The sequence below is a fragment of the Rhodococcus ruber NBRC 15591 genome (assembly GCF_001894945.1).
Lineage (GTDB): Bacteria > Actinomycetota > Actinomycetes > Mycobacteriales > Mycobacteriaceae > Rhodococcus > Rhodococcus ruber.
In genome coordinates, this window is the sequence record NZ_BCXE01000039.1 from 1 (window position 1) to 13517 (window position 13517).

The window sequence follows — 13517 nt, forward strand, 5'->3', positions numbered from 1 at the left end:
GGGAGCCCCGCGTCGGTGAACCGCTATCCGGAGGCGCCGAGTACCGCGAGCATCCCGTCGACCGATGCCGCCCAGCCGAACTGCTCGGCGCGACGACGGGCGGAGCGGCGCAGGACGTCGTCGGGGCCGCGGAGTATCTCGTCGACCGCCTCGGCGAACGCCGTTCCGCGGTCGGCCGACAGGGCGCCGCACTCGGGTGTGAGGATCTCCGTCAACGCCGACGAGCGCGACGCCACCACCGGCGTGCCGGCCGCGAGCGATTCGAGCGCCGACAGGCAGAACGTCTCGTGCGGGCCCGGGGCCAGCGACACGTCGGCGGTGGCGAACAGCGCGGCGAGCCGGCGGGCGTCCCCGATGTACCCGGTGAACGTCACCGGGAGCCCTCTGGCTCTGTGTTCCAGGGCATGTCGTCTCGGCCCGTCGCCGGCGACGACGAGGTGCACGTCGTGCCCGCGACGACGCAGCAGCCGGGTCGCGTCGATGCTGCGCTCGACCTTCTTCTCGACGGACAGCCGGCCGCAGTGCAGCAGCAGCCGCACCGAGCCCGGCACGAACCGCTCGCGCAGGCCCCGATCGCGACGGGCGGGATGGAAGCGGTCGAGGTCGACGCCGAGCGGCACCCGCACGAGGTTCGGCGTCCCGATGCGGGTGAACTCCGCACCCGCGAACTCCGTCGTGCACACCACCGTGTCGTAGTCCGCAGCCATCCGGCGGTTGGCCAGGTCGGCGGCCCGGCGTGCGGCCGGTGCCGGCAGCGCCTGGCCGAGCAGGCGATCGAGCCGCTCGTGGGAGACGACGACGCTGCGGACGTCGCGCCGTCGCGCCCATCGCCCGAACCCGCGCAGGGTCAGCCGGTCCGACACCTCCACCGCGTCGGGCCGCAGGCCGCGCAGCACGTCCGCGACGCGTCGCGGGTCGGCCACCCGGTATCCGCCGGTCCACGGCACGACCGGCGCCGGAACGGTGATCCGCAGGACCCCGTTCCCGAGCAGTTCCTCGCCGCGCCGGGCGCCGGGCACCACCAGTGCGACGTCGTGCCCGCGCGCGACGTACCCGCCGCCCCACTGGTGCAGGGCGGTGCGCAGGCCGCCGGACCGGGGCCCGTAGAAGTTGGCGAGCTGAACGATGCGCACCGGTCTCAGTGAGCCGGACCGCGGCGACGGGCGCGCCAACGACGCCGGGCGCCGCGGTGAACGCCCGCGGAACCTCCCGATCGCCGCAGGCGTCGCATCCGCGGCGGTGCCTGCACCCCGCGACGTTCCGCCGTGGCCGGGATCAGGGCGACGGAGGGGACAGCTTGTCCACGAGATCCAGGCCGTCGCGCGCCCATTCGATCTCGGCGGTCGCACGGTCGACGAGTCCCTGGTAGGCGAATGCCTTGTAGGCGATGATCCGTTCGTGTTCCTGCGCGGGGTATTTCTCGATGCGGGTGGCGATCGTGGGGTGGGAGGCGTCGAGGATCGAGGCGCGCATCGCGGCCCATCGGGCCCGCTGTTCGGTGTAGTAGTCGATGTGCCGCTGTAGGTTCTCGCGGACGCGGTCGGGGTCGGCCCACTCGAAGTAGGCCGCTCGCATGTGCGGGGCGTCGCGGATCGGCCCGTAGTCCACCGGGGCGTTCATCCAGTCCCGGAAGGCGCGGATGCCGTCGTCGGTGATCGAGTAGCGGGTCTTGGTGCTGTTCGGCCCCCAGCGGACCTGCTCGCCTTCGATCAGGCCTTCCTTCTCCATCCGGCGGAGTTCGGGATAGATCTGCGAGTCGGGGGCGTGCCAGACGAAACCGACGGAGCCGCCGAAGCGTTTGGCGGCGTCGTACCCGGTGAGGGGTTCGGCCGTGAGCAGCGCCAGCAGGGCATAGCGGAGGCTCATCTCGTCCTCACCTCTCGTTTCGGGGACCGGTCTTGCCAACCACTATATCGATAGTTAGTGTGTGGTTCACGTCACTGACTATCTATGTCGATAGGTAGTCTCGCCGATCTTCCCGAAGGAACGACATGACCGATCTGGGGCCCGCCGGGGCGACCGCGAAGAACATGGCCTACCCGCTCGACGCCTGGTACGTCGCGGCCTGGGACCACGAGGTCGGCAGACGCGAGATCCTGGCCCGCACCATCGCGGGCAAGCCGCTCGCGCTCTACCGCACCGAGGACGGCCGGCCGGTGGCCCTCGCCGACGCGTGCTGGCACCGCCTCGCCCCGCTCTCGATGGGCACCCTCGTCGGCGCCGACGGAATCCGGTGCCCCTACCACGGCCTGCAGTTCAACTCCGCCGGCCGGTGCACCCACATGCCCGCCCAGCAGACGATCAACCCGTCCGCGATGGTGGCCTCGTACCCGGTCGTCGAGCGGCACCGCTTCGTGTGGGTGTGGCCCGGGGATCCGATGCTCGCCGACCCCGACACCATCCCCGACATGTTCCAGATGGATTCACCCGACTGGGCCGGCGACGGACGCACCATCGACGTGCAGGCCAACTACCAGCTCGTGCTCGACAACCTCATGGACCTCACCCACGAGGAGTTCGTGCACTCGTCGTCGATCGGGCAGGACGAACTCAGCGAGTCCGACTTCACCGTCACCCACGACGACCGCACCGTCACCGTCACCCGGTGGATGCTCGACATCGACGCGCCCCCGTTCTGGCAGAAGAACATGCGCGACAAGTTCCCCGGCTTCAGCGGCAAGGTCGACCGCTGGCAGATCATCGAGTTCCAGGCGCCGTCGACCATCCGCATCGACGTCGGTGTCGCCAAGGCCGGCACCGGCGCCCCCGAGGGGGACCGCAGCCAGGGCGTCAACGGATTCGTGATGAACACCATCTCCCCGGTCGACGAGAAGACCGCGCTCTACTTCTGGGCGTTCATGCGCAACTACTGCCTCGACAGCCAGCTGATCACCACCCAGACCCGCGACGGCGTCCACGGCGTCTTCGGGGAGGACGAGGCGATGCTCACCGCCCAGCAGAAGGCGATCGAGGCGAACCCCGGCCACGAGTTCTACAACCTCAACATCGACGCCGGCGGCATGTGGGTGCGCAGGATCATCCAGCGCATGATCGAGGCCGAACGGATCGTCGCCACCGGCACCTCGATCCCCGAGGCGGTGCGCTGAGATGAGTGCCTTCAACCAGCCCTCCTGGCAGCGCGGCCGTGTCGTCTCGACCGACCCTGCGGCCGACGCGATCGCCCGGATCGTCCTCGCCCTCGACACACCGGTCCGAGCGGAACCGGGATCCCACGTCGACGTGCGCCTCGACACCGGCGAGGTGCGGTCCTACTCCGTCGTCTCCACCGGCACCGCCGGCACCGTCGTCTCCGCCGGCGCCGACGGCCGGACCGTCACCCTCGGTGTGCACCTGTCCCCGACCTCGCGGGGCGGATCGCGATTCATGCACGCGCTGCGCCCCGGCGACGAACTCGACGTCACCGCACCGCTGCAGAACTTCCCGTTGCGGATCGGCGCGCGGCGCTACGTCCTGCTCGCCGGTGGCATCGGCATCACGGCGATCTCCGCGATGGGCACGGCACTGAAGCGGGTCGGCGCCGACTACCGCCTCGTCTACGTCGCCCGCACCCGCTCGGCGACGGCCTTCCTCGCCGAACTGGCCGCGCTCCACGGAGACCGGCTCGAACTGCACCTCGACGACGAAGGGACCGGCCTCGACGTGGGCACCCTGGTCGACGGCGTCGATGCCCACACCGAGTTGTACATGTGCGGGCCGATCCGGCTGATGGACGCGGTCCGTCGCGCCTGGGTGGACCGCGAGCTGCCCCTGCCGAACCTCAGGTACGAAACCTTCGGCAACAGCGGCTGGTTCGACGCCGAGGAGTTCGTCGTCAAGGTTCCCGACCTCGGCGTCGAAACCACCGTCGGAACCGACGAGTCCCTGCTCGACGCACTCGAACGCGCCGGCGTCGACATGATGTTCGACTGCCGCAAGGGCGAATGCGGTCTGTGCCAGGTCGGCATCGCCGCGGTCGACGGCGCCGTCGACCACCGTGACGTCTTCTACAGCGAAGAGCAGAAGGCGGCCGCGACGAAGTTGTGTGCCTGCGTGTCGCGGGTGGTGCGCCGTCCCGGCGCTCCCGCCGTGCCCGGCACCGTCACCCTCGCCGTCCGCTGACGGCCTGGTCATCGGATACACCCTCCCTCAAAGGAATTCGGCATGGACCTTCGTGCTCGCATCGACACGTCGCCGATGCGCCCCTACCAGTGGCTGATCGTCGCCCTGTGTGTGGTGCTCAACATCCTCGACGGCTACGACGTCATGGCCCTGGCCTTCACGGCCAAGAGCATCGGCGCCGACTTCGCGCTCGGCGGCTCGGCGATCGGTGTGCTCCTCAGCGCCGGGTTGATCGGCATGGCCGTAGGCGCGATCACCCTCGCCCCGGTCGCCGACCGGATCGGCCGCCGGCCGCTCATCCTCCTGTCGGTCGCACTCGCCACCGCCGGAATGGCGCTGTCCGCCACCGCAGGATCGGCATGGCAGCTCGGTACCTGGCGTGTGCTCACCGGTCTCGGCATCGGCGGAGTGCTCGCCTGCACCACCGTCATCGCCAGCGAATACTCCTCGGCGCGGTGGCGCGGCCTGGCCATCAGCATCTACACCGCCGGGTACGGCGTCGGTGCCACTCTCGGCGGATTGGCCGCGGTGGGCCTGCAGACCGAATACGGTTGGCGGGCAGTGTTCGTCGTCGGTGCGGTGCTGACCGGAACGGTGCTGGTGCTGCTGGCCGCGCTGCTGCCGGAATCGATCGAGTTCCTCGGGGCCCGCGGCCGAGACGGCGACCTCGCGTCGATCAACCGGATCGCCCGTCGTATCGGCCAGGACCCGATCCACTCGCTCGACGGCTCCAGCCGCGACGCCGGGGCGGGGGCCGGTCGCATCGCGGACCTCTTCACCGGAAGCCGCGCCCGTCCGACCCTCCTGCTGTGGGCGGCGTTCTTCACCACCATGTTCGGCTTCTACTTCGTCAATTCCTGGACCCCGTCGCTGCTCGAGACGGCCGGCCTGACCAAGGATCAGAGCGCGACCGCCGGCATGATGCTCACCCTCGGCGGCACGGCCGGCTCCGTGCTGTTCGGCGTCCTGGCCAGCCGGTGGTCGACTCGGTCCGTCCTGATCACCTTCACCGGCCTGTCGGCTGCGGCCATGGCCGTGTTCATCGCCTCGATCTCGGTGCTCGCCGTCGCGTTCGCGCTGGGAATCGTGATCGGCGGTCTGATCAACGGCTGCATCGCCGGTCTGTACACCCTCGCTCCGTCCCTCTACGGCCCGCGGGTGCGCAGCACCGGCGTCGGCTGGGCCATCGGCGTCGGCCGCGCCGGCGCGATCCTCGCCCCCACCGCCGCGGGCATGCTGCTCGACGCGGGCTGGTCACCGGCGCAGCTGTACTTCGCCGTCGCCGGCGTGGTCGTCCTGGCCGCGGTGGCGCTGTTGCTGCTGCGACCGGCACGCACCCCGGTCGCGGCCCCGGACGCAGCGGCGCCGGACACAGGGGCACCGGCAGCGGTCTGACGCACTGTCGCTACGGCAGCCGTCCGGTCCACACGGCCTCGGCGCCGGACTCGCCGACCCGGACGGTCTGCACCGTCGCACCCACCGCGGCGACGACGGCCAGCGCGGCCGCGACGACGGTCAGGGCTCGTCGCCCGCCGCCGTCGTCGCGGCCGCGCAGCACGTGCGCACCCGCGAGCAGCATCGTCGCGGCGAACAACAGCGCGACGACGAGGGTCATCGTCTCGCCGAGTTCCTCGTGCGTCTCGATCAGCGGGGACGGGCCCAGGACACCGGCGAGCTGCTCGCCGGTCTCGGCGGTGATCGGGGTCAGGACCAGCGCCGCGGCCGCGAGCACCACGACCGGCCACAGCAGGCGTCGCCGCGCGGCCGGCCACAGCGCGCACAGGACCAGTCCCAGCGACACCAGGGGCACCAGAACGACGACCCCGTGCACGAGCAGGGGGTGGGCGGGCAGTCCGCTGATCAGCGTCATACCGTCTTTCCTTCCGGCCGGAGCATCAGGGAAACCGTAGGCGGGGATCCGGACGAACGGGACCCGAACGCGCTTGACGTTGACGCAGCGTCAAGACGCATCCTGGGGATACCCGACGAGAGAGGCCCGCGAATGAAGGGCGAATGGTCCATCCAGGAACTGGCCCGCGCGGCCGGAGTCACCAGCCGCACGCTGCGTCACTACGGCGACGTCGGCGTGCTCGAGCCCAGCCGCACCGGCCCGGGCGGCATGCGGTTCTACGACGCCGACGCCCTGGTCCGGCTGCAGCGCATCCTGCTGCTGCGTGACCTGGGCCTGAGCCTGCCCGCCATCGCGGAGGTGCTCGAGGGACACCGCGACGCCACCGCGGCGCTGCGCGTGCACCTGGAACTGCTCGAGCACGAGCAGCGGCGGCTGGCCCGGCAGATCGAGTCGGTGCGCACCACCATCCGCAGAACAGAGAGAGGTGAGGAACTGATGGCGGACGAAGTGTTCGACGGGTTCGACCACACGCAGTACCGCGACGAGGTGATCGAACGCTGGGGCGAGGACGCCTACGAGAGCAGCGACCGCTGGTGGCGGGGCATGAGCGACGACGAGCGGGCGGACTGGAAGACCGTCGCCGCCCGCCTGGGCGCGGACTGGACGGCCGCCGCGGCCGCCGGCCTCGACCCCGCCGGCCCGGAAGGACAGGACCTGGCCCGTCGCCACATCGCGTGGCTCGGCAGCATCCCCGGCACCCCCGGGTACGGGGCGCAGCCGAACCGGGACTACGTCCTGGGCCTGGCCGACATGTACGTCGCCGACGAGCGGTTCGCCGCGAACTACGGCGGCCCGGACGGTGCGACGTTCGTCCGGTCTGCCCTGCGGGCCCACCTCGCCTGACCCGTGTGTGTTTCCGGTCGCTCCCGCTACCGGAAACGCGCACGGGCGCGCGGGTCGCCTACCCTGGTCTTCCGTGACCGCTGCACCCTCGCCCCAGCCTGCCACCGGTGAGTACGACCTGATCGTCGTCGGCTCCGGGTTCTTCGGACTGACGATCGCCGAGCGTGCCGCCACGCAACTCGGCAAACGCGTGCTCGTCGTCGAGCGCCGCCACCACCTCGGCGGCAACGCCTACTCCGAGCCCGAACCCGAGACGGGCATCGAGATCCACAAGTACGGTGCCCACCTCTTCCACACCTCCAACAAGCGGGTGTGGGACTACGTGAACCGGTTCACCGACTTCACGAACTACCAGCACCGCGTGTTCGCGATGCACAAGGGCCAGGCCTACCAGTTCCCCATGGGGCTGGGGCTGGTGTCCCAGTTCTTCGGCCGGTACTTCAGCCCGGAGGAAGCCCGGGCCCTGATCAGGGAGCAGGCCGCCGAGATCGACACCGCACAGGCGCAGAACCTCGAGGAGAAGGCCATCTCCCTGATCGGCCGGCCGCTCTACGAGGCGTTCGTGCGCGACTACACCGCCAAGCAGTGGCAGACCGACCCGAAGGAACTGCCCGCCGGCAACATCACCCGGTTGCCGGTCCGCTACACCTTCGACAACCGGTACTTCAACGACACCTACGAGGGCCTGCCCGTCGACGGCTACACCGCGTGGCTCGAGAACATGGCGAAGGACGAGAAGATCGAGGTGCGGCTCGACACCGACTGGTTCGAGGTGCGCGACGAGATCCGCGCCGCGAGCCCCGAGGCCCCGGTGGTCTACACCGGCCCGCTCGACCGCTACTTCGACTACTCCGAGGGCCGGCTCGGCTGGCGCACCCTCGACTTCGAGACCGAGGTGCTGCCCACCGCGGACTTCCAGGGCACCCCGGTGATGAACTACAACGACGCCGACGTGCCCTACACCCGCATCCACGAGTTCCGGCACTTCCACCCCGAGCGGGACAGCTACCCCGCCGACAAGACCGTGATCATGCGCGAGTACTCGCGCTTCGCCGGTAACGACGACGAGCCGTACTACCCGATCAACACCCCGGAGGACCGCGCCAAGCTGACGGCCTACCGGGAGCGGGCCAAGCGGGAGGCCACGGAGAACAAGGTGCTGTTCGGCGGCCGGCTCGGCACCTACCAGTACCTCGACATGCACATGGCCATCGCGAGCGCCCTGAGCATGTTCGACAACGCCCTCGCGCCGTACTTCGATTCGGGCACCCCGCTGGCGGGGGACGCCTCGTGAGCGCCCGGCACCTGCTCGTCGAGCCCGACGCACCCGTGGACGAGCGGCTCGGCAAGGCGCTGCTGCAGCGGGTGATCCTGCCGCGTCCGGGTGAACCGCTCGACGTGCGCACCCTCTACCTGGAGGAATCGCCCACCAACGCGCGGCGCGCCCACGCCGTCGGCCGGACGTCGCTGAACATCGGCGCCGAGTCCGAGGTGTCGATGTGCACCTACTTCAACGCCTTCCCGGCGAGCTACTGGCGACGCTGGAGCACCCTCACCTCCGTGGTGCTGCGACTCGAACTCACCGGGCACGGCCGGGCCGACGTGTACCGCTCGAAGGCCGACTCGAGCCGCATCCACGTCGAGGGCCGCGAGTTCTCCGCCGCGCACGACGCCGCGACGGTCGAGTTCGAGATCGACCTCGGCCCCTTCGAGGACGGCGGCTGGATCTGGTTCGACATCACCACCGACTCCGACGTCACGTTGCGCTCGGCGGGGTGGTACGCGCCGGTCGAGGCGCCCGGCGAGGCCTCCGTCGCCGTGGGCATCCCCACCTTCAACCGCCCGACGGACTGCGTGAAGGCCCTCGTCGCCCTCGCCTCCGATCCGCTGGTCCTCGACGTCGTCGACGCCGTGATCATTCCGGACCAGGGCACCCGCAAGGTTCGGGACGAGCCCGGCTTCACCGAGGCGGCGGCCGCGCTCGGCAACCGGCTCGCCATCCACGACCAGGGCAACCTCGGCGGCTCGGGCGGTTACAGCCGCATCATGTACGAGGCGCTGAAGACGACCGACTGCCCGTACATCCTGTTCATGGACGACGACATCGAGCTCGAGCCCGACTCGATCCTGCGCGCTCTCGCGTTGTCCCGGTTCGCCAAGAGCCCGATGCTCGTCGGCGGTCAGATGCTCAACCTCCAGGAACGCAGCCACCTGCACACGATGGGCGAGGTGATCGACCGGGCGAACTTCATGTGGACGGCGGCGCCGAACGTCGAGTACGACCACGACTTCTCCACCAAGCCGCTGCGCGACCGCGAGCAGTCGAAGCTGCTGCACCGGCGCATCGACGTCGACTACAACGGCTGGTGGATGTGCATGATCCCGCGGCAGGTGGCCGAGGAGATCGGTCAGCCGCTGCCGCTGTTCATCAAGTGGGACGACGCCGAGTACGGCCTGCGGGCGCGTGCCGCCGGTTACCCGACCGTCACCATGCCGGGCGTCGCGATCTGGCACATGGCGTGGAGCGACAAGGACGACGCCATCGACTGGCAGGCGTACTTCCACCTGCGCAACCGTCTCGTCGTGGCGGCGCTGCACATGCCGGGCGACGGACGTGGCCTGGTCCTCGACACCGTCAAGGCCACGCTCAAGCACCTGCTGTGCCTCGAGTACTCGACGGTGGCGATCCAGAACAAGGCGATCGAGGACTTCCTGGCCGGCCCGGACCGTCTGTTCGAACTGCTGCCCACCGCGCTCGGGGAGGTGCACGCGCTGCGCAGGCGGTTCTCCGACGCCGTGGTGCTGCCGTCGTCGACCGAGCTGCCGCTGCCGTCGGGTGCCGAGGTCGGGGCGGTCGGCGAGCCGCGCGGCGCCGTCGGCAAGATGGTGCGGCTCGCCAAGGGCCTGGTGCACAACGTGCGGCCGGCGCATCCGGAACACCACGAGCGCCCGCAGCTGAACGTGCCCACCCTCGACGCCCGCTGGTTCCTGCTCTCGCAGGTCGACGGTGTGACCGTGACCACCGCGGACGGGCGCGGCGTCGTCTACCGTAAGCGCGACCCGCGGCAGGCGCAGGCGTTGTTGTCCGAGGCTGTGCGGCTGCGCCGGGAGCTTGCCCGCAGGTTCCCCGAGTTGAAGGACGAGTACCAGGCCGCGGTTCCCGCCCTGACGAGCAAGGAGGAGTGGGAGCGTGTCTTCGAATCGTGAATGGCCGACCACCGAGGCCGAGATCCAGGTGCTGCAGGCCGTGCAGTCCACGGTCGGTTCGCGTCCCGGGGCGCTCGCGGCGGCCCGGGGGTTGTCGCACTTCGGTGAGCACGCCTTCGGCTGGGCGGTGATCGGCGGTGTCGGGGCACTGGTCGACCGCCCGCGCCGGCGCCGCTGGGCCGGTGTCGCGGTCGGCGCCGTCGGTGCGCACGCCGCGTCCATCGTGGTCAAGCGGGTGGTGCGGCGGCCGCGGCCCGTGGACCCCACCGTCCAGGTCAACGTGTCCACGCCGAGCCGGCTCAGCTTCCCGTCCTCGCACGCCACCTCGACGACGGCCGCTGCCGTGCTGCTCGGCCGGCTGACCGGGCTACCCTTACCGGCGGTGTTGGTCCCGCCGATGTTGCTGTCCCGCCTCGTGCTCGGCGTCCACTATCCGACGGACGTGCTGGCGGGGGCTGCGCTCGGCGCCGCGTCCGCCGCGGCCGTCGTGCGGGCCGAGAAGAAGTTTGGAGAGAGATGAGCGAGGAACCGGTAGCCGTCGCGGCACCTCCGAAGAATCTGGCCGAGGGCATCGTCAAGGCGGTCCGCCCCCGGCAGTGGGTGAAGAACGTGCTGGTGCTGGCGGCGCCGCTCGCGGCCGGCTCGGCGACCGAGGTGGACGTCCTGATCCCGGTCGCCCTGGCCTTCGTGGTGTTCTGCATGGCCGCCTCGGGCATCTACCTGGTCAACGACGCGATGGACGTCGAGGCCGACCGCGCCCACCCGACCAAGCGGTTCCGGCCGATCGCCGCCGGCGTGCTGCCGGTGAACCTGGCCTACGGCATGGCGGTGGTGCTGCTGGTCGGCTCGATCGCACTGTCGTTCCTGGCGAACTGGCAGCTCGCGGTGGTGATGGCCGTCTACATCACCGTCCAGCTGGCCTACTGCTTCGGGCTCAAGCACCAGCCGGTGCTGGACATCGCCATCGTCTCGTCCGGGTTCCTCCTCCGCGCGATCGCCGGTGGTGTGGCCGCGGAGATCCTCCTGTCGCAGTGGTTCCTGCTGATCATGGCGTTCGGTTCGCTGTTCATGGCGGCGGGCAAGCGGTACGCGGAGCTGCGTCTCGCGGAGCGGACGGGCGCGAAGATCCGCAAGTCGCTCGAGTACTACACGGGCACCTACCTGCGGTTCGTGTGGACGTTGTCGGCGACGGCGGTCGTCATCTGCTACGGCCTGTGGGCGTTCGAACGCGACCAGGCCAACGACACCAACTGGTTCGCGATCTCGATGGTTCCGTTCGTGATCGCGATCCTGCGGTACGCGGTCGACGTGGACGGCGGGGAGGCCGGCGAACCGGAGGAGATCGCCCTGAAGGACCGGGTGCTGCAACTCCTCGCGGTGGCCTGGATCGGGGCGGTCGGCGGTGCTGTCTACCTCTTCTGACCTCGACGAGGATCTCGACACCCCGGCCCGCCGGGCCCGGCCGGCCCGTCGGGACGGCATGCGGCCGTGGGTGCCGACCGCGGTGTTCTCCGGTGGAGTCGCGCTGGCGGCCCTGCTGATGTTCTGGGGCGCGTGGGAGCGCCGCTGGATCGCCGACGACGGCCTCATCGTGCTGCGCACCGTGCGCAATCTGCTGGCCGGCAACGGCCCGGTGTTCAACGCCGGCGACCGCGTCGAGGCGAACACGTCCACCCTGTGGACGTATCTCGTGTACGCGATGGGCTGGCTCACCGGGGTGCGACTCGAGTACGTGGTCCTGGCCACGGCGCTCGTGCTGTCGACCGCGGCGGTGGCGCTGGCGATGCTCGGCACGGGCCGGCTGTACCGGTGGCGGCTGCGGGGCGGCGGCGCCACCTTCCTGCTGGTTCCCGCCGGCATGTTCGTCTACATCGCGGTGCCCCCGGCGCGGGACTTCGCCACCTCCGGCCTCGAGAGCGGGCTGGTGATCTGCTGGATCGCCCTGTTGTGGCTGCTGCTCGTGCGGTGGGCGACGGCGCCGGGGACCCCGTCGGCGCCGTCGGTGCTGGCGACGGCGTTCGTGGCCGGCCTCGGCCCGCTCGTGCGTCCCGAACTGGCACTTCTCGCGCTTCCGGCCCTGCTCATGCTCTTCCTCGCCGCGGGCCTCACGTGGCGGGTGCGGATCGCGATGGTGGCGGTGGCCGGTGCCGTGCCGGTGGCCTATCAGATCTGGCGGATGGGCTACTACGGGCTGCCCTACCCGAACACGGCGGTGGCCAAGGATGCGGGCGGCGCGAAGTGGGCGCAGGGCTTCGAGTATCTCGGGAACCTGGTGAGCCCGTACCTGTTGTGGCTGCCGTTGCTGTTGCTGCTGCTCGGTGCCGCGCTCGCGTGGCGCGACCGGACACCGCTCGCACCGGGTGCATCGAAACGTGAAATCCGTCACACGGAAGCCTCGTTCGCGGTCCGCGCGCAGCGGGCGTTGCGCACTCCGTCCGCCGTGGTCGTCTTCATGCTCGGCGCCGGGGTGTTGCTCACGCTCTACGCCCTTCGTGTCGGCGGTGATTTCATGCACGGCCGGGTGCTGCTGCCGCCGCTGTTCTGTCTGCTCGTTCCCGTCGCCGTGATTCCGTTGCGTGTTCCCACCGAGATCGGCCGCACTCGCACGACGGCCGTCGCGGGTGCGGCAGGCGTGTTGTGGCTCGGTGTGGTGGTGTGGTCGGCGATCGCGGCGAACACCACCGGAATGCCCGAGGGGGCGGTGGTGGGCCGTTCCGGGATCGTCGACGAGCGGGCGTTCTACGCCCTCAACACCGGCCACCTGCATCCCGTCCGGGCCGAGGACTACCTCGACTATCCGCGCATGCGGGCGATGGTCGAGGCGATCTCGAACACCCCCGACGGCGGACTGCTGCTGCCGACACCGTCGTTCGACGCCTGGGATGTCGTCCCGCCGCCGGGGCCGGTCCCGCCGGGTGGTGCCGGCCACACCGTCTACTTCCTCAACCTCGGGATGACCAGCATGAACGTCGGGCTCGACGTGCAGGTGCTCGACCAGATGGGACTGGCATACCCGTTGGCGGCGCACACCGAGCGGCTCGAGGACGGGCGCATCGGGCACGACAAGCTGCTCTACTCCGACTGGGTCGTCGCCGACACGGGGATGGTGGATGTGCACCCGTGGCTGCCTGCCTACCTGGACGAGGACTGGGTGGCGCAGGCGCAGGTGGCGCTGACGTGCCCGCAGACGCAGGAACTGCTCGCGTCCTCCCGCGCGGAATTGACGTGGCCGCTGTTCAAGCGCAATCTTCGCAATTCGTTCGAATATGCGGATTACCGATTCGAGCGGGTGCCGAAATACGAGATCCAGCGGTGCGACCTCGAGCTTCCGCCCCCACGTGACGGGGGCTGAACGCAGGCGTCCGGCCAGCGAATTACATCGGTGTCGTTTTCCTTCCGGGCGGCCCCGTGCGACCCGCCGGGCATATCTCGGTAT

General features: G+C 70.3%; 12 protein-coding genes. 9 read left to right on the forward strand and 3 right to left on the reverse strand.

Going from position 1 to position 13517, the window contains the following annotated elements; translation table 11 throughout:
* Positions 1 to 23: 23 nt before the first annotated feature.
* Both RR3_RS22880 and RR3_RS22885 read right to left on the reverse strand, forming a co-directional pair.
* Entirely contained in the window at positions 24 to 1133 is a 1110-nt protein-coding gene (locus RR3_RS22880; protein WP_010596202.1) for a glycosyltransferase, read from the reverse strand.
* A 142-nt stretch (positions 1134 to 1275) separates the two neighbouring features.
* Positions 1276 to 1866, reverse strand: a complete 591-nt coding sequence (locus RR3_RS22885; RefSeq protein ID WP_010596201.1) for a PadR family transcriptional regulator — start codon at positions 1864 to 1866, stop codon at positions 1276 to 1278.
* Positions 1867 to 1991: 125 nt separating this feature from the next.
* On the opposite strand from RR3_RS22885, the gene RR3_RS22890 reads away from it, so the two are divergent.
* The 3 genes from RR3_RS22890 to RR3_RS22900 are packed head-to-tail and all read left to right on the forward strand — an operon-like array spanning position 1992 to position 5514.
* The gene (locus RR3_RS22890; protein WP_017681164.1) at positions 1992 to 3107 is read left to right on the forward strand and encodes an aromatic ring-hydroxylating dioxygenase subunit alpha; all 1116 of its coding nucleotides are present in this window, start codon (positions 1992 to 1994) and stop codon (positions 3105 to 3107) included.
* Position 3108: 1 nt separating this feature from the next.
* Positions 3109 to 4119 carry a PDR/VanB family oxidoreductase gene (locus RR3_RS22895; RefSeq protein WP_064066438.1) on the forward strand — a complete coding sequence of 337 codons (1011 nt, stop codon included), beginning with the start codon at positions 3109 to 3111 and terminating at the stop codon, positions 4117 to 4119.
* A gap of 42 nt (positions 4120 to 4161) precedes the next feature.
* Positions 4162 to 5514 carry an MFS transporter gene (locus tag RR3_RS22900; protein WP_064066437.1) on the forward strand — a complete coding sequence of 451 codons (1353 nt, stop codon included), beginning with the start codon at positions 4162 to 4164 and terminating at the stop codon, positions 5512 to 5514.
* 10 nt (positions 5515 to 5524) lie between these two features.
* Here the strand turns inward: RR3_RS22900 and RR3_RS22905 are convergent, their stop codons facing one another.
* Positions 5525 to 5989: a DUF2231 domain-containing protein gene (locus RR3_RS22905; RefSeq protein ID WP_017681167.1), complete on the reverse strand. Its 465-nt coding sequence runs from the start codon at positions 5987 to 5989 to the stop codon at positions 5525 to 5527.
* Positions 5990 to 6121: 132 nt separating this feature from the next.
* Between RR3_RS22905 and RR3_RS22910 the strand changes: the two genes are divergently transcribed.
* From RR3_RS22910 to RR3_RS22935, 6 genes are all read left to right on the forward strand, one after another.
* A complete protein-coding gene (locus tag RR3_RS22910) occupies positions 6122 to 6874 on the forward strand; it encodes a MerR family transcriptional regulator (protein WP_064066436.1) in 753 nt (250 codons plus the stop codon).
* Between the two features lie 73 nt (positions 6875 to 6947).
* Positions 6948 to 8168, forward strand: a complete 1221-nt coding sequence (gene glf, locus RR3_RS22915) for a UDP-galactopyranose mutase (RefSeq protein ID WP_017681169.1) — start codon at positions 6948 to 6950, stop codon at positions 8166 to 8168.
* Entirely contained in the window at positions 8165 to 10081 is a 1917-nt protein-coding gene (locus RR3_RS22920) for a glycosyltransferase (RefSeq protein ID WP_064066435.1), read from the forward strand. Before glf ends, RR3_RS22920 begins: the two co-directional genes overlap by 4 nt.
* Positions 10065 to 10601, forward strand: a complete 537-nt coding sequence (locus RR3_RS22925; RefSeq protein WP_017681171.1) for a phosphatase PAP2 family protein — start codon at positions 10065 to 10067, stop codon at positions 10599 to 10601. The genes RR3_RS22920 and RR3_RS22925 overlap by 17 nt, the downstream gene beginning before the upstream one ends.
* Entirely contained in the window at positions 10598 to 11503 is a 906-nt protein-coding gene (locus RR3_RS22930; RefSeq protein ID WP_064066434.1) for a decaprenyl-phosphate phosphoribosyltransferase, read from the forward strand. The genes RR3_RS22925 and RR3_RS22930 overlap by 4 nt, the downstream gene beginning before the upstream one ends.
* Positions 11504 to 11561: 58 nt before the next feature.
* Positions 11562 to 13433: an arabinofuranosyltransferase AftB family protein gene (locus RR3_RS22935; RefSeq protein WP_059175051.1), complete on the forward strand. Its 1872-nt coding sequence runs from the start codon at positions 11562 to 11564 to the stop codon at positions 13431 to 13433.
* Positions 13434 to 13517 lie beyond the last annotated feature (84 nt).